Below are 25,331 nucleotides of genomic sequence, written 5' to 3' on the forward strand. Positions count from 1 at the left end.
TTCTTTTCAGGCAAAGTCAGGGTATCAGAGCATTAATGCGTTACGCTCTGGGTATTTTTAGAATAGAAACTTATTATTTATCGTCGTCTTTCGGCATTCATCGACGAATATTGTTTTGCCAGCTCAACTAATACGGACGCCGATTTTTTAATTCTGTAATTTTTAGACCACACGGCGGCATAACGCGCCACGGGTAATTCATCTTCCACAGGCAGCACAATAAATTGATCCGAACCGAATGGGGCGATCATGTCGCGGGGAATCACCGTCAGATAATCGGCATTCAGGACAAGGTTATAAATGGTGACGACCGAATCGGTCTGGACAATGTTTTCGATGCTGATGTGGTTGTCTTGCAGAGTAGTCAGGAGTTCTTTGTAGTAGCCCATATCGGTTTGCGGCATCACCCACTGCTCGTGCGTGAGCGATGCCAGTGTCGTCGGGCCCGTGCACGTTCGCGTTTTGCTGGCAACCAGCACAAACTCGGACTCAAACAGCGGTTCGACGTGGAGATCCTGCAGCAGCATTTCGTCGCTCAGCGTGCCGATGGCAAAATCCAGACGGCCGTCGCGAATGGCCGGGAGGAAAGAGGAGAGCTGGGCTTCATACATTGAGACGCGTGCTTTCGGGAACACTTCCTTAAATTTTTTGATCATCCCGGACAGGAAGGTAAAGCCGATCAGTGACGGGTAGCCAAAGGAGACATCCATAACGGTGCTGAAGCTCAGGCTGTTGATTTCGCTCACCATGTTTTTCATTTCGCGGGTGATCGACTCTGAGTACGAGAGCAGAACCTGGCCCGCGGCGGTCAGTTTCACGCCGGTGTTTTTGCGCACCATCACTTCCACGCCGAAGTAGGACTCAATATCGCTGATAATTTTGCTGACGGCGGGTTGCGTCAGGCCCAGCTGCCTTGCTGCAGAACCTATGGAGCCACTTTTAATGACTTCCTGAAATACCACGAGGTGCTGTGTTTTCGGTAGAATAATAGTGTTCATAATATTCTGCGCTTATTTCCCTATGACGGGGTGAATTCTACTCAATAATGTTTAAAGGGGTATGTGCTGTTACTCACAATTTGCTTTTCAGCCCTTTTAACCCACCTCTCATAAACCCATTAAAAACCTTACAAATCAACAAAATAGAAACGTAAAAATACGCTACAACGCTGATATTGATCAACAAAAATAGCGGTAATAAATTTATTTTATGGCGATAACCCGGATAAATTTCATCGCTCTTAAAAAATCAATAAAGACGATATTTCAGGCAATTAAAGACCAATAAATAACCGTTATTTGTTTGAAACATTCTTTCAATTTATCAATTTTTTACGGCGTGAATTTTCAGACTTCAGGAAAAGAGTGGAATACGTCACACATTCATGGGAGAAATGTATTTGATTTCAATATGTGCATATCAAACGAGAAAAGATTTGCGATCATTAAGCTAACAATCATAACAAATTATCAATACTACATATCGTCGGTTTTTTGGATTTAAATTTTGTGATGTCGATCGTATGCAGATGCCGGGTTGGAATTGATAAGGGAAAAACAGTGAAATGTGCTTAATGTCGCAAATATGAGAATTGATGTCGTTTGTGTGGTTGTCGGGTGGCGCAGCGCTTACCCGTTCGTCGTGGTTGTCTGCCGGGGTGATTCCCGGCGACTTATCCAGCCCCTCGTCGCTAAGATTTCCGTATCAATCTACTCATTCTGAACACCACCACGACTCTTGGCGTTTGTACGCCTTAGAACTTTTTGTTCCGGAAGCGGGTATACATCATCAGATAGCGTTTCAGATTGCGTAGCGTCATCAATTTCATCAGGGTTTGCGGGCGCATTTTTTTGTTGCGAATGTAGTAAAGAGTGAAGAGCTGATATTTTTTACTCGGTACGTCTAATTTGGCTTTGTGTTTCCGGTAAAAACGTAGATAACCTGAAAATTTTCGTCCTGAGCAGGTAATGCGGACGTCGCCGTGATTGACATAAAGCACCTGGGTGATGTCATCCAGTTTGAAAGGTTCACCGAAGGTTTCTGCAAGCCGATAAAACGCATCATAATCCTGAGCCGCAGGCAAGGCATCGTCGAACAGGATCTGTTGCATTCTACTGGTTAAGGTCAGCATTTGGTTGCCTATAATATTGCGTTTATCAAACAGGCTTTTTTTATAAGCCGGTTTCGGATATACCTGCAACTCATGAGGGTGATGATATCCGGTACCGTCACAGAGATAATCATTTGCGTATAAAAAACTGTGCAACTGAAGTTGATGTTGACAGGTAAGAAAAGAGGACAGGCGTGTCGGCAGCCATTCATCATCATCGTCCAGACCCGTAATAAGATCACCCGGGCCATCCGTATAGCCTGATTTCGAACTGCACAAGCGCCAGAGTTAAATTCATTGCGAATATAGGTAATGCGCGGGTCATTCAGTTCAGTGATATACGTCAAGAGCTGGTCAAATGACGATGAAAAATCATCAATGATAATGAGTTCCCAGTGCACATAGTCTTGATTCAGCACCGATTGTATGGCTCTGATCGCCAATGTCTGGCGGTTCCAGGTTGGCATATAGATGGAGATGAGAGGTCGGGATAGTGGCATGTCACTTTCAATTTTCTCATGTTCCGTCAATGGCCCGGTGCGATCGTTGAAGCAGGCATTATGGATATCGCTTCCAGTAAAATCCACGCAAGTACAATCAGCATGACTAAAAATAGTACCTTCCGTTTTACAGTAGCTAAGATTAGCGCCTGCAAGATTAGCACAGGAGAAATCGGCTCCACGAAGATCACAAAACGAAATATCGCATCCCGATAAATCAATATTGCGTAAATAGAGCCCCCTGAGATCCATAAACCGCAGGTCTGCACCTGCCAAATCAGGCTGGTATCGGTGATCTTTCAGTATATTTCTATGATATTTAATCAGTTTTTTTAGTTTGTTTTTTTTGTTCATGCTCAACTGAATACCGATGGGTAAATGAGGCGTTGAGTTAAGCGCTCTTATCATCCTGTAGCAATAGCCCCTCTTCATTTTCAGAAATTAATTAGGGGTAAACTGTATTTATTAACGATTCATTTATTTTTCTCATACATTTTAGTGAGCCAGGGTGGTCTGAAGATCAAATATTGACAGGGAATAAACATGAATCGCAATCCAGAGACATACGAAAAAACCACCTGAAGGTAGTCAGAAATGAAGGCTGTCGCGGTTGCCAGGTTTCTGGATAGTCGGGATGGAACAGCCGTTGGTGTGCCTCGTTTGTATCACAGTCTGTGTCACAGTTTTGCCTTAGAAAGCCTGAGACACACCAACGAATTGTTTTAGAAGAAGTTGAAGCTGACCGATAAGCCGGGTTCTGTCGTGGACAGTCATTCATCTAGGCCAGCAATCGCTCACTGGCTCAAGCAGCCTACCCGGGTTCAGTACGGGCCGTACCATGTGAACCCCTATTTGGCCTTGCTCCGGGTGGAGTTTACCGTGCCACGGACTGTTACCAGCCGCGCGGTGCGCTCTTACCGCACCCTTTCACCCTTACCTGATCCCGCTTGCGCGGGCCATCGGCGGTTTGCTCTCTGTTGCACTGGTCGTGGGTTTCCCCCCCAGGCGTTACCTGGCACCCTGCCCTATGGAGCCCGGACTTTCCTCCCCTCCGCCCGTCTCCCCCGAAAGGGACGACGACGAAGCGGCGACTGTCTGGTCAGCTTCGGCGCGCAGTATAGAGGGTTTGCGCGCCGCTGTCACCCTCAGGTATGGGCAAGGCGTGATTAACGCGCCACTTCCACCTTCGCCAGTTTTTCGTAGTAGCATGCAATTGCGCTGTGATCGGCCGTGCCCAGGCCATCGGCACGCAGCGCCTGCATCATCTCCATGACCGCTGCGGTCAGCGGCAGCTGTGCGCCCACGCCGTGGGAGGTATCCAGCGCGTTGGCCAGATCTTTGATATGCAGGTCGATGCGGAAACCGGGTTTGAAATTGCGATCCATGACCATGGGCGCTTTGGCATCCAGTACGGTACTGCCCGCCAGACCACCGCGAATGGCCTGATAGACCAGGTCCGGATTGACGCCCGCTTTGGTTGCCAGCGTCAGCGCTTCAGACATGGCGGCAATATTGAGCGCCACAATCACCTGGTTTGCCAGCTTGGTCACGTTACCCGCCCCGATCTCCCCGGTGTGCACCACGGAGCCCGCCATGGCTTTCATCAGGTCGTAAAATTTATCGAAAATAGCTTTATCACCGCCGACCATCACCGACAGCGTGCCATCGATCGCTTTCGGCTCACCGCCGCTGACCGGCGCATCCAGCATATCGACGCCCTTTGCTTTTAGCGCCTCGCTGATTTCACGGCTTGCAAGCGGTGCGATAGAGCTCATATCGATCAGCACCAGGCCTGGCTTCGCGCCGTCGATAATGCCGTTTTCACCCAGCGCAACCTCTTTAACATGCGGGGAGTTTGGCAGCATGGTGATGATGACATCGCACTGCTCGGCAATGGCTTTCGCGGTGGTGGCCGTTTCTGCTCCCGCCGCCATCACCTCAGCCACGGCCTGTGGATTATGATCGGATACCACCAGTGAGTAACCCGCTTTGATGAGGTTCTTACTCATTGGTTTACCCATGATCCCCAGGCCAATAAAGCCCACTTTCAGCGTCATAATCTGTTTCCTCAATGATGGTTATTTTTTAAAAGCGTCCGCTAATTTCTGCGTAGCCGAGCGGAAAACGCCGAGGTCGCTGCCGACGGCAACAAACGTGGCTCCCCACTCCAGATAGCGGCGTGCGTCAGCCTCAACCGGCGCCAGAATGCCGCACGGTTTACCGTGTGCTTTGGCGCGGGCAAAGATGTGCTGGATCGCGCGCTGCACGTCAGGGTGGCTGGCGTTGCCCAGATGGCCAAAGGCGGCAGCCAGATCGCTTGGACCGACGAAGATCCCGTCCACGCCGTTTGTGGCGGCAATCGCGTCGACGTTATCAACGCCCTGCTGGCTCTCGATCTGAACCAGAATGGTGATGTTGCTGTTGGACTGCGCGAAATAGTCCGGGACGGTGCCAAACATATTGGCGCGGTGTGAAACGGAGACGCCGCGGATCCCTTCCGGGGGATAGCGCGTTGATGCAACGGCGAGCGCCGCTTGCTCTTCCGTCTCCACAAACGGGATCAGGAAGTTGTAGAAGCCGATATCCAGCAGACGCTTGATAATCACCGGTTCGTTGGTGGGGACACGCACCACCGGAGCACTGCGGCTGCCTTTAAGCGCCATCAACTGCGGAATAAAAGTGCTGATATCGTTCGGCGCATGCTCGCCGTCCAGCACCAGCCAGTCGAAACCGGCCAGGCCCAGCACTTCGGTGCTGATGGGATTTGCCAGCGCGGACCAGCAGCCAATCTGAATCTGGTGCGCCGCGAGAGCCGCTTTAAATTTATTCGGGAAGATCGCGTTATTCATCGTATTTACCTTTTTTATTCAGCAGCCTTTTTCAGCATCATTTTATTTATTCAGACACCGCGCCAGCATGATATTTATTATTCTGCCGTATTCTGGCGTGATAAAAACGTCATTCAGTATAAGACGCTATCCGCGACCGCACATTGTTTTAATGCTCAGGTATTACGGTATATTTTGATAAAAATTTTTGCATATGCACAAAGCACTGGGCGCTAATGCACAGAATCAAGGATTACGGGTTCTGAAGCGATCGGGATCACATTTTGCTATTCATTCTGCTGACATGCTTTATTTCTGAAAGCCGCGTATTTATTTATACCATTAGAAAAATGGCTGAATTTATTATCAGACTTTTTGCTGGAGAATACTGAACAATGGCCGACATTGAAATTCGACAGGCTCCGCCGACGGCGTTTTATATAAAAGTGCACGACGCCGATAACGTGGCAATTATCGTCAACGACAATGGCTTAAAAGCGGGAACCCGCTTTCCGGACGGGCTGGAACTGATTGAGCATGTTCCGCAGGGACATAAAGTCGCCCTGGTGGATATCCCTGTTAACAGCGAAATCGTGCGTTACGGTGAAGTCATCGGCTATGCCGTTCGTTCGATACCGCAGGGAAGCTGGGTGGAGGAGTCGCTGGTGGCGCTGCCAGAAGCGCCGCCGCTGAATACGCTTCCGCTGGCAACCCGCGTGCCGGAACCGCTTCCCCCGCTGGAAGGCTATACCTTTGAAGGCTATCGCAATGCGGACGGCAACGTCGGCACCAAAAATCTGCTCGGCATTACCACCAGCGTGCACTGCGTGGCGGGCGTAGTGGATTACGTGGTGAAAATCATCGAACGCGATCTGCTGCCAAAATACCCGAACGTCGACGGCGTGGTGGGCCTGAACCACCTCTACGGCTGCGGCGTGGCGATTAATGCGCCCGCTGCCGTGGTGCCTATCCGGACCATCCACAATATCGCCCTGAACCCGAACTTTGGCGGCGAGGTGATGGTCATTGGCCTCGGCTGTGAAAAATTGCAGCCAGAACGTTTGCTGCAGGGGACCGAGGATGTCAAAGCCATCCCGGCAGACGAGGCCAGCATCGTGCGCCTGCAGGACGAACGCCACGTCGGTTTCCGCTCAATGGTCGACGATATTTTGCAGGTGGCAGAACGCCATCTGGACAAGCTCAACCGCCGCCAGCGCGAAACGTGCCCGGCGTCGGAGCTGGTTGTGGGCACCCAGTGCGGCGGCAGCGATGCCTTCTCCGGCGTGACGGCCAACCCGGCGGTGGGCTTTGCATCCGATCTGCTTGTTCGCTGCGGCGCCACGGTGATGTTCTCCGAGGTGACCGAAGTGCGAGACGCCATCCATCTGCTGACGCCGCGCGCGGTTAATGAAGAGGTCGGCAAGCGCCTGCTTGAGGAGATGGCCTGGTACGATAACTATCTCGATATGGGCAAAACCGACCGCAGCGCCAATCCCTCCCCCGGGAACAAGAAAGGCGGCCTGGCAAACGTGGTGGAAAAAGCCCTCGGCTCAATTGCCAAATCCGGGCAGAGCGCCATTGCAGAAGTGCTCTCTCCGGGACAGCGCCCGACGAAACGCGGCCTGATCTACGCGGCAACGCCGGCCAGCGATTTTGTGTGCGGCACGCAGCAGGTCGCATCCGGCATTACGGTGCAGGTCTTTACCACCGGGCGCGGCACGCCGTACGGCCTGATGGCGGTGCCGGTGATTAAAATGGCGACCCGAACCGCGCTGGCGAACCGCTGGTATGACTTAATGGATATCAACGCGGGAACCATCGCCACCGGAGAAGAGAGCATTGAGGACGTGGGCTGGAAGCTGTTCCACTTCATTCTCGATGTCGCCAGCGGGCGGAAGAAAACCTTTTCGGACCAATGGGGATTGCATAATCAGCTGGCGGTGTTTAATCCGGCACCGGTGACGTGATTTCCCCTCACTCTGCCCTCCCCCCAGGGGGGAGGGTAAAAAACCTTAAACCAACACCACCTCAATCCCGCTTTTCCGTAATCCTTCCAGACTCTCCGCCGGAATACCTTCATCGACAATAATCATATCAATCCGTTGCGTATCAATGATTTTATGCAGGCTTGAGCGGTTAAATTTGCTGGAGTCAGTGACAACGATAATACGCTCCGCCACCTCGCACATTTTGCGGTTCAGACGGGCTTCGTCTTCGTTATGCGTACTCACGCCCCGATCGAGATCAATGGCATCGACGCCCAGGAACAGCAGGTCAAAATGGTAATTCTGTAGCGACTGCTCGGCCTGGTCACCGTAGAAGGATTGCGACTGACGACGCAAATGTCCGCCGGTCATCAGCAACTCCACCCCATCAGCTTCCAGCAGCGCGTTCGCCACGTTCATGCCGTTAGTCATCGCAATCACGTCCGTGTGCTGGCGCAGCATGCGGGCGATTTCAAACGTCGTGGTACCCGAATCCAGAATGATGCGGTGCCCGGGTTTGACCAGCGCGGCAGCGGCCTGAGCAATGCTGCGCTTAACCGCCGTATTCAGCGAGCTTTTATCTTCCACGGAAGGCTCAGCGCCCGGCACATTACCTTCGCAAATCAGTGCCCCGCCGTAGGCGCGAACGGCAATGCCCTGCTTCTCAAGAAAGGCGAGGTCATTGCGGATCGTCACCGTCGAAACGCCGTACAGATGAGACAGATCGTTAACCTGCACGCTTCCCTGCGCCCGCAACCGCTGAATGATCTGTTCTCGCCTTTCACTGGTGCCGGTGATGCGCTTTTCTGCGGATGAATCGGTGCTGCTCATACGAGCTCCTTAATCAATATTCTTTCGTTTCATTTCGTTTTGCCTATTAAGGCCTTTCCTTTAAGGGAATGCAAGCCCTGCATGGTGACGATACGCAAGCTGGCATCGCGCTGAAACCTTTCATTATGTTTCTTTTGTGAAACAGATCGGAAAACTATTATCTTTCGTTTTATTTTTATATCACCATGATGCAGGATTAAATGAAACAAAACGAAAGATAAATATCATTACCATCCGAAATGGAGAGGAAAGTGAAACATCTGACAGAAATGGTGGAACACCATAAACGGGGGAATTCTAACGGGATTTACGCCGTCTGCTCCGCGCATCCGCTGGTACTGGAAGCGGCCATTCGTTATGCGCATTCGCATCGATCCCCGTTGCTGATCGAGGCCACCTCCAACCAGGTGGATCAATTTGGCGGCTATACCGGCATGACGCCCGCTGATTTTCACGGGTTTGTCTGCAAGCTTGCCGAGTCGCTCGGTTTCCCGACGTCACAGCTGATCCTCGGCGGCGATCATTTAGGCCCCAACCGCTGGCAAAATCTCCCTGCGGAACAGGCGATGGCCAACGCAGACCATCTGATCAAAAGCTATGTTTCTGCCGGATTCAAAAAGATCCACCTCGACTGCAGCATGTCCTGTGAGGACGATCCGGTTCCCCTGACCGATGCGATCGTCGCCGGACGCGCCGCACGCCTGGCGAAGATTGCCGAAGCGACCTGTCGCGAGCAGTTTGGTGTAGCCGATCTGGTCTACGTTATCGGCACGGAAGTACCGGTTCCCGGTGGCGCGCACGAGACGCTCACCGAACTTGAAGTCACCACGCCGGACGCAGCCCGCGCCACGCTTGAAGCGCACCGTCATGCATTCGAAAAGGAAGGCTTAACCGACATCTGGCCGCGCATTATTGGTCTGGTCGTCCAGCCCGGCGTGGAGTTCGACCATGCGCACGTCTGCGACTATCAGCCGCAGAAAGCCGTCGCCCTGAGCAAAATGGTTGAAGCCTACGACACGCTGGTGTTTGAAGCCCACTCCACCGACTACCAGACGCCGCAGGCGCTGCGAAAGCTGGTCAACGATCACTTTGCGATTCTGAAGGTTGGCCCTGCCCTGACCTTCGCCCTGCGCGAAGCGCTCTTCGCGCTGGCCGCCATCGAAGAGGAACTGCTGCCAGCGAAAGCCGTTTCTGGCCTGCGTCACGTGCTGGAAAACGTCATGCTCGATCGCCCGGAATACTGGCAAAGCCATTACCACGGTGACGGCAACGCGCGTCGCCTGGCCCGCGGCTACAGCTACTCTGACCGCGTGCGCTATTACTGGCCGGACAGCCTGATTGACGACGCTTTTGAACGGCTGGTGCGCAACCTGGCAGACGAGCCCATTCCGCTGCCGCTGATCAGCCAGTACCTGCCGCTGCAGTACGGCAAAGTTCGCGAGGGCGCTCTCAAGTCAACGCCGCGGGAACTCATCATCGACCACATTCAGGACATACTTCAGCAGTACCACGCCGCCTGCGAAGGTGTAACAACGCAAAACGTATAATAAAAAGAGGAAAGCGCTATGCCAAACATTGTCTTATGCCGCATTGATGAACGCCTGATCCACGGTCAGGTGGGCGTGCAGTGGGTGGGGTTTGCGGGGGCAAACCTGGTACTCGTCGCCAACGATGAGGTGGCTGACGATCCAGTTCAACAGAACCTGATGGAGATGGTGCTCGCGGAAGGGATCGCCGTGCGCTTCTGGTCACTGCAAAAAGTGATCGACAACATTCACCGCGCCGCTGACCGCCAGAAAATCCTGCTGGTCTGCAAATCACCCGCTGATTTTCTGAAGCTGGTTGAGGGCGGCGTGCCCATCACCCGTATCAACGTAGGAAACATGCACTACGCCAGTGGCAAACAACAAATTGCCAAAACGGTCTCTGTCGACGCGAACGACATCGCCGCGTTCAACGGCCTGAAAGCGGCCGGGGTGGAATGCTTCGTTCAGGGCGTTCCAACAGAAACTGCTTTGGATCTCTTTAAACTGCTCTGAGGGATTCATAATGGAAATCAGTCTGTTGCAGGCGCTGGGGTTGGGCATACTCGCCTTTATCGCCGGTCTGGATATGTTTAACGGGTTAACGCACATGCACCGCCCGGTGGTGCTCGGGCCGCTGGTCGGCCTGATTCTGGGCGACCTGCATACCGGTATTTTGACCGGCGGCACGTTAGAGCTGGTCTGGATGGGGCTGGCGCCGCTCGCCGGTGCCCAGCCGCCGAACGTCATTATCGGCACCATTGTGGGTACCGCATTTGCCATCAGCACCGGGGTGAAGCCAGAAGTTGCCGTTGGCGTCGCCGTGCCGTTTGCCGTCGCGGTACAGATGGGAATTACGTTCCTCTTCTCGGTGATGTCCGGCGTGATGTCACGCTGCGATCGCATGGCGGCCAATGCAGATACTCACGGTATTGAACGGGTGAACTATCTTGCGCTGCTGGCGCTCGGCATCTTCTATTTTCTGTGCGCCTTCCTGCCGATCTACTTCGGTGCGGAACATGCGAAAACCGCCATTGATGTTCTGCCGGCACGGTTGATTGACGGCCTCGGCGTCGCGGGCGGCATCATGCCTGCCATCGGCTTCGCCGTGCTGCTGAAGATCATGATGAAAAACGTCTACATCCCTTACTTCATTATCGGTTTTGTCGCCGCCGCCTGGCTCAAGCTTCCGGTGCTGGCGATTGCGGCCGCCGCGCTGGCCATGGCGCTGATCGACCTGATGCGTAAATCACCTGAACCGACGGCTCCTGCGGCCCAGAAAGAGGAATTCGAAGATGGCATCTAATCAAACAACGTTACCGGGCGTGTCTGAATCCGAAGAGACGCTGCTGACCGGCGTCAACGAAAACGTCTACGAAGACCAGAGCATCGGTGCCGAACTGACGAAAAAAGATATTAACCGCGTGGCCTGGCGTTCAATGCTGCTGCAGGCCTCGTTTAACTATGAACGTATGCAGGCCTCCGGTTGGCTGTACGGGCTGCTGCCCGCGCTGAAAAAGATCCACACCAACAAGCGAGACCTGGCGCGGGCGATGAAAGGCCATATGGGCTTCTTTAACACCCACCCGTTCCTGGTGACCTTTGTTATCGGCATCATTCTGGCGATGGAGCGCTCCAAGCAGGATGTGAACAGCATCCAGAGCACCAAAATTGCCGTCGGCGCTCCGCTCGGCGGTATCGGCGACGCCATGTTCTGGCTAACCCTGCTGCCCATCTGCGGCGGTATCGGCGCCAGCCTGGCGCTGCAAGGGTCGATTCTGGGAGCCGTGGTCTTTATCGTGCTCTTTAACGTGGTGCACCTCGGCCTGCGTTTTGGTCTGGCGCACTACGCATACCGGATGGGCGTGGCGGCCATTCCGCTGATCAAAGCCAACACCAAAAAGGTCGGTCACGCGGCGTCTATCGTCGGGATGACGGTGATTGGCGCGCTGGTGGCAACCTATGTCCGACTCAATACGACGCTTGAAATCAAGGCGGGTGATGCCGTCGTCAAACTGCAGGCCGACGTTATCGACAAGCTGATGCCCGCGTTCCTGCCGCTGGTCTACACCCTGACCATGTTCTGGCTGGTGCGCCGCGGCTGGAGCCCGCTGCGGCTGATTGGTATCACCGTGCTGCTGGGCGTAGTCGGTAAGTTCTGTCACTTCCTGTAAAAGCAAAGAGGTTGCGATGTTAGGCATTATTTTGACGGGTCACGGCGGTTTTGCCAGCGGGCTTGAGCAGGCGATGAAGCAGATCCTCGGCGAACAGCCGCAGTTTATCGCCATCGATTTTCCTGAAACGTCCACCACCGCGCGGCTGACCGCTCAGCTTGAGCAGGCAGTGAGTGAACTCGATGCAGAGCACGATATTGTGTTTCTCACCGATTTGCTCGGCGGCACGCCGTTTCGCGTGGCATCGACGCTCGCCATGCAACGGCCGGGCAGCGAAGTGATCACCGGGACCAACCTGCAGCTGCTGCTGGAGATGGTGCTGGAGCGCGACGGATTAAGCAGCGAAGCGTTTCGTCTGCAGGCGCTGGAGTGCGGGCACCGCGGCCTGACGAGCCTCGTAGACGAAATGGGACGCTGTCGCGAGGAAGCCCCTGCCGAGGAAGGGATATGAGGCAGCTGCTGCGCGCGAGGCGGGTGCTTACCGAACAGGGCTGGCTGGATGACCACCAGCTACGCATTGAAAACGGCGTGATTACGGCTATTGAGCCTGTCCCGGCGGGCGTGACGTCGCGCGATGCGGAACTGCTCTGCCCGGCGTATATCGATACGCACGTCCATGGCGGCGCGGGCGTGGACGTGATGGATGATCCGCCTGACGTGCTGGATATTCTCGCGATGCATAAAGCGTGCGAAGGCGTGGGCGCCTTTTTACCCACCACCGTTACCGCGCCGCTGGAGGCTATCCACGGCGCGCTCGCGCGAATCGCCCGTCGCTGTCAGTCGGGCGGCCCCGGCGCGCAGATCCTGGGCAGCTACCTGGAAGGACCGTACTTTACGCCGCAGAACAAAGGGGCGCATCCGCCTGACCTGTTCCGGGAACTGGATGTCGCCGAGCTGGACGGCCTGATTGACGTTTCACTGAGCACGTTACGGGTGGTGGCGCTGGCGCCGGAAAAACCTGGCGCGTTGCTGGCGATTCGCCATCTCAAACAGCGCGGAATACGCGTGATGCTGGGCCACAGCGCCGCTACGTTCGATCAAACCCTCGCCGCGTTTGACGCGGGTGCCGATGGGCTGGTGCACTGCTATAACGGCATGACGGGACTGCACCACAGGGAACCCGGCATGGTCGGCGCAGGGCTGACGGACAAACGGGCGTGGCTGGAGCTGATTGCCGACGGCCACCATGTCCATCCGGGAGCCATGCGGTTATGCCGTTGCTGTGCAAAAGAACGCCTGGTGCTGATCACCGATGCCATGCAGGCAGCCGGTATGCCGGACGGTCGGTATACGCTCTGTGGTGAAGCGGTCACGATGCAAAACGGCGTGGTTCGAACCGGCTCCGGCGGGCTGGCCGGGAGCACGCTCTCGCTGGATGCCGCTGTACGCAATATGGTGGAACATACAGGTATCACTGCCGAAGACGCCATTCATATGGCCTCGCTGCATCCCGCCCGCCTGCTGGGCATGGATAGTCAACTCGGTTCGTTAGCGCCGGGTAAACGCGCGAATCTCAACGCGCTGAACGGGGGTTTACACCTCCAGCAGATCTGGATTCAGGGCCAGGCTCTCCCCCTTTAGCCCTTTCATTGTGTCTCCTTTTGGCTTTACGGCCTGAAACCGTAAGGCCTTTCTTTTCCTTTCCTTTAATCTGCCTCTTCCTTTCATGATCACACTTTTCGTTTTATTTCTTTTCTTTCATTGAAGTTTCGATTTCTTTTCTATAGATTTTATTTAACTGCTAAAGTGAACAAGTGAAACGAAACGAAAGATAGCGACACGATTGCCAGCGTCTGATGTGGAATTCACACGACTAAGGATTGAGTTATGCCACAAACTACCACCGCCGCAACCGGCACCTGGACCGAGGAAGAGATCCGCCAGCAGCCTGCCAGCTGGATCCGCTCGCTCAACAATATCGATAGCCTGCGTTCTTCGATCGACAGCTTCCTGACGCCGCTGCTGCGCAAGCACGATCTGCGGATCGTCCTGACCGGCGCGGGCACGTCCGCGTTTATCGGCGATATCATTGCGCCATGGCTTGCGAGCCACACCGGGAAAACTATCTCCGCCGTCCCGACCACTGACCTGGTCACAAACCCGATGGATTACTTCAGCCCTGCGCATCCGCTGCTGCTGGTTTCGTTTGCCCGATCCGGCAACAGTCCGGAAAGCGTCGCAGCCGTTGAGCTGGCCAATCAGTTCGTACCGGAGTGCTACCACCTGTCGATCACCTGCAACGAGGCAGGGAACCTGTACCAGACCGCCGTCGACAGCGATAACGCGTATGCCCTGCTGATGCCTGCCGAAACGCACGATCGCGGGTTCGCGATGACCAGCAGCATCACCACCATGATGGCGAGCTGTCTGGCCGTATTCGCCCCGGAAACGATCAACAGTCACACCTTCCGCGACGTGGCCGATCGCTGTCAGGCGATCCTCACCTCGCTCGGCGATTTCAGCCATGGCGTCTTTGGCTGCGAACCGTGGAAACGGATCGTGTATCTGGGAAGCGGCGGTCTGCAGGGCGCGGCGCGCGAATCGGCGCTGAAGGTGCTGGAGCTGACGGCGGGCAAGCTGGCGGCATTCTACGATTCCCCCACCGGTTTCCGTCACGGGCCGAAGTCGCTGGTGGATAACGAAACGCTGGTGGTGGTGTTCATCTCCAGCCATCCGTATACGCGCCAGTACGATCTGGATCTGCTGGCCGAGCTGCGCCGCGATCGCCAGGCCCTGCGCGTCGTCGCCATCGCCGCTGAAAACGATCCGGCCATTGAAGCGGGGCCGCATATTCTCCTCCCGCTTTCCCGTCCGTTTAACGATATGGAACAGGCGTTCTGCTTCCTGATGTATGCGCAGGTCTTTGCCCTTACCCAGTCGCTCAGCGTAGGCAATACGCCCGATACGCCATCCGCCAGCGGGACGGTCAACCGCGTGGTGCAGGGCGTTGTTATTCATCCGTGGCAGGCTTAAGAGGATCTGATTATGAGTATTATTTCGACGAAATATCTTCTCCAGGACGCGCAGACAAAAGGCTATGCCGTTCCGGCGTTCAACATCCACAACGCGGAGACGATCCAGGCGATCCTCGAAGTGTGCAGCGAAATGCGATCGCCAGTGATCCTCGCGGGCACGCCGGGCACCTTTAAGCATATTGCGCTGGAAGAGATTTACGCCCTGTGCAGCGCCTACTCCCTCACCTACGACATGCCGCTGGCGCTGCACCTCGATCACCACGAATCGCTGGACGATATTCGCCGCAAGGTCAACGCGGGCGTGCGCAGCGCGATGATCGACGGCAGCCACTATCCGTTTGAACAGAACGTGAAGCTGGTGAAGTCGGTGGTCGATTTCTGCCACCTCAACGACTGCAGCGTCGAAGCCGAACTGGGCCGCCTGGGCGGTGTGGAAGATGACATGAGTGTTGATGCGGAAAGCGCGTTTCTCACCGATCCACAGGAAGCGAAACGCTTTGTCGAACTGACCGGCGTCGACAGCCTTGCCGTCGCCATCGGCACCGCTCACGGCCTGTATACCAAGCGCCCAAAAATAGACTTCCAGCGGCTGGCCGAGATCCGTGAAGTGGTCACCGTGCCGCTGGTGCTGCACGGCGCGAGCGATGTGCCGGATGAGGATGTGCGTCGCACCATCGAACTGGGCGTGTGCAAAGTTAACGTGGCAACCGAGCTGAAAATCGCCTTCTCTGACGCGGTGAAAGCCTGGTTTGCCGACAACCCGCAGGGCAACGATCCGCGCTTCTATATGCGGGTCGGCATGGATGCCATGAAAGAGGTGGTCAGAAGCAAAATCACCGTTTGCGGCTCCGCAAACCGGCTGCTGCTTCCAGCGGAAGCCTGATCCCATCGCGCATTACGTCAGTACCTAAAAATAACTATAAGCCTCGCAAATATGAAGGCGCGTCCTTAAGCCGGACAGCGCCTTCCATTATCCTAAAAATCCGAGGAGTCCCTACATGACACAGGAAAAGTCGTTTAAATCGAAAGCGTGGGAATTTTTCCAAAGCCTGGGAAAGACCTTTATGTTCCCGGTCTCCCTGCTGGCCTTTATGGGGTTGCTGCTGGGGATCGGTAGCTCCGTCACCAGCCCTTCCACCATAAAAAGTTTTCCCTTTCTGGGCGGCGAGTTAACGCAGCTAACCTTTGGCTTTATCGCCATGGTGGGCGGCTTCGCCTTTACCTATCTACCGCTGATGTTCGCCATGGCGATCCCGATGGGCCTCGCGAAACGCAACAAGGCCGTGGGCGCTTTTGCCGGGTTCGTTGGCTACATGCTGATGAACATGAGCATCAACTACTACCTGACCGCCACCCACCAGCTTGCCGATGCCGCGACCATGAGACAGGTGGGACAATCGATCGTGCTGGGGATCCAGACCCTGGAGATGGGCGTGCTGGGCGGCATCGTGGTGGGGGTGATTACCTATTTCCTGCACGAGCGTTTTCAGGACACGGTCCTCCACGACGCCTTTGCCTTCTTTAGCGGCATCCGTTTTGTACCGATTATCACCGCCCTTATCCTTTCGCTGGTCGGGCTGTTCATTCCCCTGCTGTGGGAATACGTGGCGCTGGGGATTGCCGGGATTGGCCATATTATCCAGAGCACCAGCGTTTTCGGCCCCTTCCTTTACGGCGTGGGCGTGCTGCTGCTTAAACCCTTCGGCCTGCACCACATTCTGCTGGCGATGGTGCGCTTCACGCCAGCAGGCGGGATTGAGATGGTCAACGGCCATGAGGTGGCCGGCGCGCTGAATATCTTCTACGCCGAGCTGAAAGCCGGACTGCCGTTTAGCCCGCACGTTACCGCGTTTCTGTCACAAGGGTTTATGCCGACCTTTATCTTTGGCTTACCTGCCGTGGCCTATGCCATCTACCGCACCGCGCGTCCGGAAAACCGCCCGGTGATTAAGGGACTGCTGCTTTCCGGCGTGCTGGTGTCCGTCGTTACCGGTATTTCAGAGCCGATTGAGTTCCTGTTCCTGTTTATCGCCCCTGCGCTTTACGCCTTCCATATCGTGATGTCGGGCCTGGCGCTGATGGTGATGGCTCTGCTTGGGGTGACCATCGGCAACACCGACGGTGGGATTCTGGATCTGCTGATCTTTGGCGTGATGCAGGGGATGTCGACCAAATGGTATCTGCTGTTCCCGGTCGGTATCGCCTGGTTTGCTATCTACTTCGTCGTCTTCCGCTGGTACATCCTCAAACACGATATCAAGACGCCGGGACGTGAAGTGGATGTACAGGCTGCACAGCAGGCCGTCGAAGCCAACACCCGCGCGCGTGGAAAATCGAAATACGATCATGGGCTTATCCTGCAGGCGCTCGGAGGCAAAGAGAACATCGAGTCGCTCGACAACTGCATCACCCGCTTGCGTCTGGTGGTGAAAGAGATAGGCCTTATCGATCAGCAGGCGCTGAAAGCAGCGGGCGCCCTGTCGGTGGTGGTGCTGGATGCTCACAGCGTACAGGTGATCATCGGCCCGCAGGTGCAAAGCGTCAAAACCGGCATTGAAGCCTTAATTTAACAGGGGGTCGTTGTGTTTGATTTCGACAAAATCATCGAGCGTAAAAGCGATAAGTGCCGTAAATGGGACCATGCGTTTGTCTGCTCACGCTTTGGTGATGTTCCGGAGGGGTTTATTCCGCTGTGGATCGCAGATATGGATTTCACCTCACCGCCCGCCGTTATTGAAGGCTTCCAGCGCATCGTGGAGCACGGCACCTTTGGCTATACGTGGTGTTTCGACGAATTCTACGATGCGACGATCGCCTTTCAGCGCACGCGTCATCAGGTTGAGGTAGACAGGTCGTGGATCACGCTAACCTACGGCACCGTGTCCACACTGCACTACACGGTTCAGGCGTTCTGCAGGGCTGGCGACAGCGTGATGATGAACACCCCGGTCTACGACCCGTTTGCAATGGCGGCACAGCGCCAGGGCGTTAAGGTCCTCGCTAACCCGCTTCGCGTTAAGGAAAACCGCTATCAGCTGGATTTTCATCTGATTGAAGATCAGCTCAAAACCCACCGTCCAAAACTGTGGTTCTTTTGCTCGCCGCATAACCCCTCGGGCCGAATCTGGCGCGCAGATGAGATACGGCAGGTGTCCGATCTCTGTAAACGCTACGGCACGATTCTGGTGGTCGATGAGGTTCACGCCGAGCACATTCTGGACGGTACATTCGTCAGCTGTCTGACTTCGGGCTGTGCCGCGCAGGATAACCTGATCGTGCTGACATCGCCCAATAAAGCCTTCAACCTGGGCGGGCTGAAAACGTCTTATTCGATGATCCCGGACGATTCGCTGCGCCAGCGCTTCCGCCAGCAGCTTGAGAAGAACTCGATTACTTCCCCCAATATGTTCGGCGTATGGGGGATTATCCTCGCCTACCAGCACGGTCTGCCGTGGCTCGACGCGCTGAACGGGTATCTGCAAGGCAACGCGCGCTACCTTGCGGACGCGATTCAGACCCACTTCCCGGCGTGGAAGATGATGAACCCGGAATCGTCGTATCTGGCCTGGATAGACGTGAGCGCCGACGAGCGCAGCGCCACCCAGTTAACCCAACATTTTGCCCGGCAGGCGGGCGTGGTCATTGAAGACGGCAGCCACTACGTGCAAAACGGCGAAAACTACCTGCGGATTAACTTCGGCACCCAGCGCTACTGGCTGGAGCAGTCCATCACCCGAATGCTGAAGCATTACTGATAAGGATCTAAACCCGATGAAAAAAGTGCTCACTCTTTCGCTGCTGGCTCTCTCTGTTTCTCATGGCGCGGCGGCCGCCAACTACGCGCTCAATAACGACAATATTGCCCTTTCGTTTGATGATGCAAACGCAACGGTAGTAGTGAAGGACAGCAAGGCTAACCATCCGCTCACGCCCCAGGAGCTGTTCTTTCTGACGCTGCCGGATGAGACAAAAATCCACGCCGCTGATTTCTCCATCAAGCATGTCGAAAAGCGGGACAACGCGATTGTCATCGACTTTACGCGCCCGGATTTTAACGTAACGGTGAAGCTGAATCTGGTGAAGGATAAGTATGCCAGTATCGATTACACCCTCGCGGCTGTTGGTCAGCCGCGAGACGTGGCGAAAATCACCTTCTTCCCGACGAAAAAGCAGTCACAGGCACCGTATGTTGACGGGGCCATTAACAGTTCGCCGATCGTGGCTGATTCGTTCTTTATTCTGCCGGATAAACCGATCGTAAATACTTACGCCTATGAAGCGACGACCAACCTCAACGTCGAGCTGAAAACCCCCATTCAGCCTGAAACGCCGGTCAGCTACACGATGTATTTCGGCACCTTCCCGGAAACCAGCCAACTGCGCCGCAGCGTGAACCAGTTTATCGATGCCGTGCGCCCCCGTCCGTATAAGCCTTACCTGCACTACAACAGCTGGATGGATATCGGCTTCTTTACACCTTACTCCGAGCAGGATGTGCTGGGGCGGATGGACGAGTGGAATAAGGAATTTATTACCGGACGCGGCGTGGCGCTGGACGCGTTCCTGCTGGACGACGGCTGGGACGACCTTACCGGGCGCTGGCTGTTTGGTCCGGCATTTAGCAACGGTTTTGGCAAGGTACGGGAAAAAGCCGACAGCCTGCACAGCTCGGTCGGGCTGTGGCTCTCACCGTGGGGAGGCTACAACAAGCCCCGCGACATTCGCGTCTCGCATGCAAAAGAGTATGGATTCGAAACCGTCGACGGGAAGCTGGCGCTGTCAGGGCCGAACTACTTTAAGAACTTCAATGAGCAGATCGTTAAGCTGATCAAAAACGAACACATTACTTCGTTCAAACTTGATGGGATGGGAAACGCCAATTCGCATATTAAGGGCAGTCCGTTCGCCTCGGATTTTGACGCCTCTATCGTCCTGCTGCATAACATGCGCAGCGCTAACCCAAACCTGTTTATCAACCTGACCACCGGGACCAACGCCAGCCCGTCCTGGCTGTTCTACGCTGATTCGATCTGGCGCCAGGGGGACGACATCAACCTGTACGGCCCCGGCACGCCGGTGCAGCAGTGGATGACCTACCGCGATGCGGAAACGTACCGCTCGATTGTGCGCAAGGGCCCGCTGTTCCCGCTGAACTCCTTGATGTACCACGGGATCGTCAGCGCGGAGAATGCCTACTACGGTCTGGAGAAGGTACAAACGGACAGCGATTTTGCCGACCAGGTCTGGAGCTACTTCGCGACCGGTACGCAGCTGCAGGAGCTGTATATCACCCCGTCAATGCTGAATAAGGCGAAGTGGGACACCCTGGCGCAGGCCGCGAAATGGTCCGGGAAAACGCCAGCGTGCTGGTGGACACCCACTGGATAGGCGGCGACCCAACGGCGCTGCAGGTTTACGGCTGGGCATCATGGAGCAAGGACAAAGCGATTCTCGGCTTGCGTAACCCGTCGGATAAGCCGCAAAGCTACTACCTGGATTTGACGAGAGATTTCGAAGTCCCGACAGGAAACGCGGCGCAGTTTAGTCTGAAGGCGGTGTATGGCCGTAATTCAACCGTACCGGAGGCGTACAAAAACGCCGTGGTGATTACGCTGCAACCGCTGGAAACGCTGGTGTTTGAGGCAATACCTGCTAGCTAAAAGACGCTTAAAGATCTGTAGGCCGGGTAAGGCGTAGCCGCCACCCGGCAAAAACGGGCAGGAGATGCCTTACTCCCCCTGCTGCTCCAGCGCATACTTATACAGCGCATTTTTCTTCACGCCGTGAATTTCTGCCGCCAGCGCAGCGGCTTTCTTCAGCGGCAGTTCCGCCTGCAGCAGCGCCAGCGTACGCAGCGCATCGGCTGGAAGCGCGTCTTCTTCCGCCTTGTGCCCTTCGACAATCAGCACCATTTCACCCTTGCGGCGATTTTCGTCTTCCTTCACCCACGCGAGCAGTTCACCTACCGGCGCTCCGTGGATGGTTTCCCAGGTTTTGGTCAGCTCGCGCGCCAGCACCACGTAGCGGCCTTCCCCCCAGACGGTCACCATATCTTCCAGGCTCTCCAGCAGACGGTGCGTGGATTCGTAGAAAATCAGGGTACGCGGTTCCGCTTCCAGGTCTTTTAAGACGTCGCGGCGGCCTTTGGATTTGGCAGGCAGGAAACCTTCATAGCAGAAACGGTCAGACGGCAGACCTGCGGCGCTTAACGCAGCAATCGCGGCGCACGGTCCCGGCAGGGGTACCACGCGAATACCGGCTTCGCGACAGGTACGCACCAGGTGATAGCCCGGATCGTTGATCAGCGGCGTACCGGCATCGGAGACCAGGGCAATGTTTTGCCCCTCTTTCAGTTTGGCCACCAGCGTTTCGGCTTTTTGTTGCTCATTGTGATCGTGCAGGGCAAACAAACGGGCGTTAATCGCGAAATGTTGCAGCAGTAAGCCGGTATGGCGGGTGTCTTCAGCAGCAATTAAATCAACAGCTTGCAGTACGGTCAGCGCACGTTGGGTAATATCAGACAAATTCCCGATAGGAGTAGGTACAATATAAAGCTGGCCTTGAGAATTATCTGCCGTTTCGTGTTGTTTCATTGTTTCGTCCGTATTGCCGATTTAATATTGAGCATTGCGTAAAAAAAATCACTGGATACAGTATGGTACCGTTAACGTTTCTTCGAAAAAAAGCCACGCGCAGCGTGCCGCTTCTGCTGGCAGCCCTGATCTTTGCAGGCTGTGGCACCCAGGCACCTGACCAGAGCACCGCCCATCTCCAGGGTTCTGCTCAGGCTGATTCTGGCTTTTATCTGCAAAAAATGTCGCAGAGTTCAAATGATACCAAGACCAACTGGCAATTACTCGCCATTCGTGCACTGCTGAAAGAGGGTAAAACCCAGCGGGCAGCCGAACTGTTTAACCAGTTGCCAAAAGATCTTAACGACGCCCAGCGTCGTGAGCAGAGCTTGCTCTCTGCCGAGCTGAAAGTTGCGCTGAAAGATTACGCCGCCGCGAAGAAGATCCTCGGTGATATCGACGTGAGCGCGCTGGATAAAAACCAGCAGGCGCGCTTCTGGCAGGCGGGCATTACCGCTGAGCAGGGACGCCCTTCCCTGACCTTGCTCCGTGCGCTCGTCGCCCAAGAACCGCTGCTTGGCGGTGCTGATAAGCAGAAAAATATTGATGCCACCTGGCAAGCGCTGGCGTCGATGACGCAGGAACAGGCGCAAGCGCTGGTCATCAACGCGGATGAAAACGTCCTGCAGGGCTGGCTGGATCTGCAGCAGATGTGGTTTAACAACCGCAGCGACCCTAAGATGTTGAAAGCCGGCATTACGGACTGGCAGACGCGCTACCCGCAAAACCCGGGCTCGAAAATGCTGCCAACCCAGCTGGTAAACGTGCAGAACTTTAAGCCTGCCTCGACCAGCAAAATCGCCCTCCTTCTGCCACTCAACGGCCAGGCGGCGGTGTTTGGACGCACCATTCAGCAGGGCTTTGAAGCGGCGAAAAACGGCACGACGGCGGTCACTGGCAGCGCCGTTCCCGCACAGGCGGCCCAGGCGGCTAACGTGAATGATGTTGTCAGCCCATCCGCCGCAGAGACCAGCGACCTGACCACGGCGCAAGCGCCAGCGCAGGGCACGATGCAAAACCCGGTGACGGCCCCGACGACGACGCCAGCGACAGCAGCTCCGTCTACTACAGCACCTGTGACCCAGGCTCCGGCCGAGACGCAAGCGACGCCAGCATCTGCTCCAGCGCCTGCCACAACAGCAGAACAGCCTCAACAGCAGCCTGCACAGCCGACTGCTCAACCTGCCGCGCAGCCGCAGTCCGTGGCAACCACCAGCGCCAACCCGGGCGCTGAATTGAAAATCTACGATACCAGTTCGCAGCCGCTGGACCAGGTTCTGGCGCAGGTTCAACAGGATGGCGCGAGCATCGTTGTCGGACCGCTGCTGAAAAACAACGTGGAAGAGCTGATGAAGAGCAATACCACGCTGAACGTGCTGGCGCTCAACCAGCCAGAGCAGGTTCAGAACCGGGCCAATATCTGCTACTTCGCGCTCTCTCCGGAAGATGAAGCCCGCGATGCGGCGCGTCATATTCACGAGCAGGGTAAGCAGGCGCCGCTGTTGCTCATCCCACGCAGCGCACTGGGTGATCGCGTGGCCAATGCCTTTGCCGATGAGTGGCAGAAGCTGGGCGGCGGCGTGGTACTGCAGCAGAAATTCGGTTCCGTCTCTGAACTGCGCGCGGGCGTCAACGGCGGGGCGGGTATCGCGCTTAACGGTAGCCCGGTCACCGCGAGCCTGCCACAGCAGCAGGGCGTGACGATTGGCGGCCTGACGATCCCTGCACCGCCAACCGACGCGCAGATTAGCGGTGGCGGTAAAGTGGATGCGGCCTATATCGTTGCCACACCGCAGGAGATCGCCTTTATCAAACCGATGATTGCGATGCGTAATGGCAGCCAGAGCGGCGCAACGCTCTACGCCAGCTCCCGCAGCGCACAGGGCACCGCAGGCCCGGATTTCCGTCTGGAAATGGACGGTCTGCAGTACAGCGAAATCCCGATGCTGGCCGGCAGCAATCCATCCCTGATGCAGCAGGCGCTGAGCGCGGTGCGTAACGATTACTCTCTGGCGCGTCTGTATGCGATGGGGGTTGATGCGTGGGCGCTGGCGAACCACTTTACCCAGATGCGTCAGGTGCCGGGCTTCGAGCTTAACGGCAACACCGGCGATCTGACCGCCACTCAGGATTGTGTGATTAACAGGAAGTTATCATGGCTCAAATACCAGCAGGGGCAGATCGTCCCGGCCAGTTAAGCCGTAAACAGACCGGCGATGCGTGGGAGTTAAAGGCGCGTCGCTGGCTTGAAGGCAAAGGACTGCATTTCATCGCCGCCAACGTCCGCGGTCGTGGCGGCGAAATCGACCTGATCATGAAAGACGGTCAGGTCATCGTGTTTGTAGAAGTGCGCTTTCGACAGTCCTCCCGTTTTGGCGGTGCTGCCGCCAGCGTGACGCTCGCCAAACAACATAAATTATTACAGACTGCCCACTTGTGGCTTGCCCGCCATAATGGGAGTTTTGATACTGTGGATTGCCGGTTCGATGTGATAGCCTTCACCGGAAATGAGATCGAATGGCTTAAAAACGCTTTTGGCGAAGACGCATAATTAAGATTTAAAAGGGATAACGTGCTCGAAAGAATTAAAGTGTGCTTCACAGAAAGCATCCAGACTCAGATTGCCGCGGCGGAAGCCCTTCCGGATGCTATCTCGCGTGCCGCAATGACGCTGGTGCAATCCCTGCTAAACGGCAACAAAATCCTCTGTTGTGGCAACGGCACGTCAGCCGCCAACGCACAGCATTTTGCTGCCAGCATGATCAATCGTTTTGAAACAGAACGCCCGAGTTTACCTGCCATTGCACTTAATACCGATAATGTGGTCTTAACGGCGATTGCTAACGATCGTCTGCATGACGAAATTTACGCAAAGCAGGTGCGAGCTCTGGGTCATGCCGGAGATGTGCTGCTGGCCATCTCCACGCGCGGCAATAGCCGGGATATTGTCAAAGCCGTTGAAGCCGCCGTCACCCGCGATATGACCATCGTGGCCTTAACCGGCTATGACGGGGGTGAGCTGGCGGGTCTGCTTGGGCCGCAGGATGTGGAAATCCGCATTCCGTCTCACCGGAGCGCGCGTATTCAGGAAATGCATATGCTCACGGTGAACTGCTTATGTGACTTGATCGATAACACGCTTTTCCCTCACCAGGATGATTAAGGAGTTCTTATGAAGGCTTTATCGACCCTCGCAGTCCTTATGTCTGCATTACTGCTTCAGGGATGTATCGCTGCGGCCGTTGTGGGTACCGCCGCAGTAGGCACCAAAGCGGCAACCGATCCGCGCTCTGTGGGGACACAGGTGGATGACGGTACGCTGGAGCTGCGCGTCAACAGTGCGCTGTCGAAAGACGAACAGATCAAGAAAGAGGCGCGTATCAACGTGACGGCTTACCAGGGCAAAGTGCTGCTGGCAGGCCAGGCGCCGAATATGGAACTCGCCTCGCGTGCGAAACAGATTGCGATGGGCGTTGAAGGGACCACAGAGGTGTTTAACGAAGTGCGTCAGGGCAAGCCAATTGGCCTGGGTGATGCCTCTTCCGATACCTGGATCACCACCAAAGTGCGTTCCCAGCTGCTGGGTTCGGACCAGGTGAAATCCTCCAACGTGAAGGTGACGACGGAAAACGGTGAAGTGTTCCTGCTGGGTCTGGTGACCGACCGTGAAGGGAAAGCGGCGGCCGATATCGCCAGCCGGGTGAGCGGCGTGAAGCACGTCACCACCGCGTTTACTTACATTAAATAAAAAAATCCCCTCAAGTGAGGGGATT

General features: G+C 55.6%; 20 protein-coding genes, 1 other RNA gene and 3 pseudogenes. 16 read left to right on the forward strand and 8 right to left on the reverse strand.

What is annotated here, in order from left to right; all coding sequences use genetic code 11:
• Positions 1 to 77 precede the first annotated feature (77 nt).
• The 6 genes and pseudogenes from tdcA to garL all read right to left on the reverse strand — a co-directional run bounded on the left by tdcA (position 78) and on the right by garL (position 5,459).
• Positions 78 to 998: a transcriptional regulator TdcA gene (tdcA, locus tag ACMGGU_RS18470; RefSeq protein ID WP_262778776.1), complete on the reverse strand. Its 921-nt coding sequence runs from the start codon at positions 996 to 998 to the stop codon at positions 78 to 80.
• Positions 999 to 1,753: 755 nt separating this feature from the next.
• Positions 1,754 to 2,610: pseudogene (gene wcaA / locus ACMGGU_RS18475) on the reverse strand (colanic acid biosynthesis glycosyltransferase WcaA).
• Between the two features lie 54 nt (positions 2,611 to 2,664).
• Positions 2,665 to 3,042, reverse strand: a pseudogene (locus ACMGGU_RS18480) (pentapeptide repeat-containing protein); the annotation flags it as partial.
• A gap of 298 nt (positions 3,043 to 3,340) precedes the next feature.
• Positions 3,341 to 3,717: RNase P RNA component class A (gene rnpB, locus ACMGGU_RS18485), an RNA gene on the reverse strand.
• A 59-nt stretch (positions 3,718 to 3,776) separates the two neighbouring features.
• Positions 3,777 to 4,667, reverse strand: coding sequence for a 2-hydroxy-3-oxopropionate reductase (gene garR, locus ACMGGU_RS18490; protein ID WP_045910074.1), 891 nt, complete (start codon positions 4,665 to 4,667; stop codon positions 3,777 to 3,779).
• Between the two features lie 21 nt (positions 4,668 to 4,688).
• Positions 4,689 to 5,459: a 2-dehydro-3-deoxyglucarate aldolase gene (garL, locus tag ACMGGU_RS18495; RefSeq protein WP_048028888.1), complete on the reverse strand. Its 771-nt coding sequence runs from the start codon at positions 5,457 to 5,459 to the stop codon at positions 4,689 to 4,691.
• A 374-nt stretch (positions 5,460 to 5,833) separates the two neighbouring features.
• Between garL and garD the strand changes: the two genes are divergently transcribed.
• A complete protein-coding gene (garD, locus tag ACMGGU_RS18500) occupies positions 5,834 to 7,405 on the forward strand; it encodes a galactarate dehydratase (protein ID WP_334755464.1) in 1,572 nt (523 codons plus the stop codon).
• A 45-nt stretch (positions 7,406 to 7,450) separates the two neighbouring features.
• On the opposite strand, the gene ACMGGU_RS18505 is transcribed toward garD, so the two are convergent.
• Positions 7,451 to 8,254, reverse strand: coding sequence for a DeoR family transcriptional regulator (locus tag ACMGGU_RS18505; RefSeq protein ID WP_045415290.1), 804 nt, complete (start codon positions 8,252 to 8,254; stop codon positions 7,451 to 7,453).
• 239 nt (positions 8,255 to 8,493) lie between these two features.
• On the opposite strand from ACMGGU_RS18505, the gene kbaZ reads away from it, so the two are divergent.
• The 11 genes and pseudogenes from kbaZ to ACMGGU_RS18560 all read left to right on the forward strand — a co-directional run bounded on the left by kbaZ (position 8,494) and on the right by ACMGGU_RS18560 (position 20,586).
• On the forward strand, positions 8,494 to 9,801 hold the full coding sequence (kbaZ, locus tag ACMGGU_RS18510) for a tagatose-bisphosphate aldolase subunit KbaZ (protein WP_420300833.1): 1,308 nt from the start codon (positions 8,494 to 8,496) through the stop codon (positions 9,799 to 9,801).
• An 18-nt stretch (positions 9,802 to 9,819) separates the two neighbouring features.
• Positions 9,820 to 10,293 (forward strand): PTS N-acetylgalactosamine transporter subunit IIB, encoded by a 474-nt coding sequence (gene agaV, locus ACMGGU_RS18515; RefSeq protein WP_028014524.1) that lies wholly within the window; start codon positions 9,820 to 9,822, stop codon positions 10,291 to 10,293.
• A 10-nt stretch (positions 10,294 to 10,303) separates the two neighbouring features.
• Complete coding sequence (agaW, locus tag ACMGGU_RS18520) at positions 10,304 to 11,083, forward strand: PTS N-acetylgalactosamine transporter subunit IIC (RefSeq protein ID WP_024906387.1); 780 nt, start codon at positions 10,304 to 10,306, stop codon at positions 11,081 to 11,083.
• Entirely contained in the window at positions 11,073 to 11,951 is an 879-nt protein-coding gene (gene agaE / locus ACMGGU_RS18525; protein ID WP_024906386.1) for a PTS N-acetylgalactosamine transporter subunit IID, read from the forward strand. Before agaW ends, agaE begins: the two co-directional genes overlap by 11 nt.
• A gap of 16 nt (positions 11,952 to 11,967) precedes the next feature.
• The gene (gene agaF / locus ACMGGU_RS18530) at positions 11,968 to 12,402 is read left to right on the forward strand and encodes a PTS galactosamine/N-acetylgalactosamine transporter subunit IIA (protein WP_045910079.1); all 435 of its coding nucleotides are present in this window, start codon (positions 11,968 to 11,970) and stop codon (positions 12,400 to 12,402) included.
• Positions 12,399 to 13,532, forward strand: a complete 1,134-nt coding sequence (nagA, locus tag ACMGGU_RS18535) for an N-acetylglucosamine-6-phosphate deacetylase (protein ID WP_420300834.1) — start codon at positions 12,399 to 12,401, stop codon at positions 13,530 to 13,532. Before agaF ends, nagA begins: the two co-directional genes overlap by 4 nt.
• A gap of 246 nt (positions 13,533 to 13,778) precedes the next feature.
• Complete coding sequence (locus ACMGGU_RS18540; RefSeq protein ID WP_196365217.1) at positions 13,779 to 14,924, forward strand: SIS domain-containing protein; 1,146 nt, start codon at positions 13,779 to 13,781, stop codon at positions 14,922 to 14,924.
• A gap of 12 nt (positions 14,925 to 14,936) precedes the next feature.
• Positions 14,937 to 15,809 carry a tagatose-bisphosphate aldolase subunit KbaY gene (gene kbaY, locus ACMGGU_RS18545; protein ID WP_048225073.1) on the forward strand — a complete coding sequence of 291 codons (873 nt, stop codon included), beginning with the start codon at positions 14,937 to 14,939 and terminating at the stop codon, positions 15,807 to 15,809.
• A 115-nt stretch (positions 15,810 to 15,924) separates the two neighbouring features.
• A complete protein-coding gene (gene malX / locus ACMGGU_RS18550; RefSeq protein ID WP_420300835.1) occupies positions 15,925 to 17,496 on the forward strand; it encodes a maltose/glucose-specific PTS transporter subunit IIBC in 1,572 nt (523 codons plus the stop codon).
• Between the two features lie 12 nt (positions 17,497 to 17,508).
• Positions 17,509 to 18,681, forward strand: a complete 1,173-nt coding sequence (locus ACMGGU_RS18555; RefSeq protein WP_420300836.1) for a MalY/PatB family protein — start codon at positions 17,509 to 17,511, stop codon at positions 18,679 to 18,681.
• A 16-nt stretch (positions 18,682 to 18,697) separates the two neighbouring features.
• Positions 18,698 to 20,586 (forward strand): annotated as a pseudogene (locus tag ACMGGU_RS18560) (enterotoxin).
• Between the two features lie 69 nt (positions 20,587 to 20,655).
• On the opposite strand, the gene rsmI reads toward ACMGGU_RS18560, so the two are convergent.
• Positions 20,656 to 21,519, reverse strand: a complete 864-nt coding sequence (gene rsmI / locus ACMGGU_RS18565; protein WP_048028870.1) for a 16S rRNA (cytidine(1402)-2'-O)-methyltransferase — start codon at positions 21,517 to 21,519, stop codon at positions 20,656 to 20,658.
• Positions 21,520 to 21,581: 62 nt separating this feature from the next.
• Between rsmI and ACMGGU_RS18570 the strand changes: the two genes are divergently transcribed.
• Genes ACMGGU_RS18570 through dolP form a run of 4 tightly spaced genes read left to right on the forward strand, consistent with a single transcriptional unit; the run spans position 21,582 to position 25,306 of the window.
• Positions 21,582 to 23,756, forward strand: a complete 2,175-nt coding sequence (locus ACMGGU_RS18570; protein WP_420300837.1) for a penicillin-binding protein activator — start codon at positions 21,582 to 21,584, stop codon at positions 23,754 to 23,756.
• On the forward strand, positions 23,714 to 24,109 hold the full coding sequence (locus tag ACMGGU_RS18575) for a YraN family protein (RefSeq protein ID WP_045910089.1): 396 nt from the start codon (positions 23,714 to 23,716) through the stop codon (positions 24,107 to 24,109). The genes ACMGGU_RS18570 and ACMGGU_RS18575 overlap by 43 nt, the downstream gene beginning before the upstream one ends.
• 21 nt (positions 24,110 to 24,130) lie before the next feature.
• On the forward strand, positions 24,131 to 24,721 hold the full coding sequence (diaA, locus tag ACMGGU_RS18580) for a DnaA initiator-associating protein DiaA (protein ID WP_003861754.1): 591 nt from the start codon (positions 24,131 to 24,133) through the stop codon (positions 24,719 to 24,721).
• Between the two features lie 9 nt (positions 24,722 to 24,730).
• Complete coding sequence (dolP, locus tag ACMGGU_RS18585; protein ID WP_024906379.1) at positions 24,731 to 25,306, forward strand: division/outer membrane stress-associated lipid-binding lipoprotein; 576 nt, start codon at positions 24,731 to 24,733, stop codon at positions 25,304 to 25,306.
• The last annotated feature ends 25 nt before the right edge of the window (positions 25,307 to 25,331 follow it).

Origin of the sequence: Enterobacter sp. BNK-8, assembly GCF_048685095.1 — a bacterium.
Classification (GTDB): domain Bacteria; phylum Pseudomonadota; class Gammaproteobacteria; order Enterobacterales; family Enterobacteriaceae; genus Enterobacter; species Enterobacter quasiroggenkampii.

Coding starts and splice junctions, on each gene's coding strand:
- garL (WP_048028888.1), bottom strand. CDS start 5,459: ATGAATAACGCGATCTTCCCGAATAAATTTAAAGCGGCTCTCGCGGCG.
- ACMGGU_RS18505 (WP_045415290.1), bottom strand. CDS start 8,254: ATGAGCAGCACCGATTCATCCGCAGAAAAGCGCATCACCGGCACCAGT.
- malX (WP_420300835.1), top strand. CDS start 15,925: ATGACACAGGAAAAGTCGTTTAAATCGAAAGCGTGGGAATTTTTCCAA.
- dolP (WP_024906379.1), top strand. CDS start 24,731: ATGAAGGCTTTATCGACCCTCGCAGTCCTTATGTCTGCATTACTGCTT.
- agaW (WP_024906387.1), top strand. CDS start 10,304: ATGGAAATCAGTCTGTTGCAGGCGCTGGGGTTGGGCATACTCGCCTTT.
- agaE (WP_024906386.1), top strand. CDS start 11,073: ATGGCATCTAATCAAACAACGTTACCGGGCGTGTCTGAATCCGAAGAG.
- nagA (WP_420300834.1), top strand. CDS start 12,399: ATGAGGCAGCTGCTGCGCGCGAGGCGGGTGCTTACCGAACAGGGCTGG.
- garR (WP_045910074.1), bottom strand. CDS start 4,667: ATGACGCTGAAAGTGGGCTTTATTGGCCTGGGGATCATGGGTAAACCA.
- ACMGGU_RS18575 (WP_045910089.1), top strand. CDS start 23,714: ATGGCTCAAATACCAGCAGGGGCAGATCGTCCCGGCCAGTTAAGCCGT.
- ACMGGU_RS18570 (WP_420300837.1), top strand. CDS start 21,582: ATGGTACCGTTAACGTTTCTTCGAAAAAAAGCCACGCGCAGCGTGCCG.
- rsmI (WP_048028870.1), bottom strand. CDS start 21,519: ATGAAACAACACGAAACGGCAGATAATTCTCAAGGCCAGCTTTATATT.
- agaF (WP_045910079.1), top strand. CDS start 11,968: ATGTTAGGCATTATTTTGACGGGTCACGGCGGTTTTGCCAGCGGGCTT.
- tdcA (WP_262778776.1), bottom strand. CDS start 998: ATGAACACTATTATTCTACCGAAAACACAGCACCTCGTGGTATTTCAG.
- garD (WP_334755464.1), top strand. CDS start 5,834: ATGGCCGACATTGAAATTCGACAGGCTCCGCCGACGGCGTTTTATATA.
- kbaY (WP_048225073.1), top strand. CDS start 14,937: ATGAGTATTATTTCGACGAAATATCTTCTCCAGGACGCGCAGACAAAA.
- agaV (WP_028014524.1), top strand. CDS start 9,820: ATGCCAAACATTGTCTTATGCCGCATTGATGAACGCCTGATCCACGGT.
- ACMGGU_RS18540 (WP_196365217.1), top strand. CDS start 13,779: ATGCCACAAACTACCACCGCCGCAACCGGCACCTGGACCGAGGAAGAG.
- kbaZ (WP_420300833.1), top strand. CDS start 8,494: ATGGAGAGGAAAGTGAAACATCTGACAGAAATGGTGGAACACCATAAA.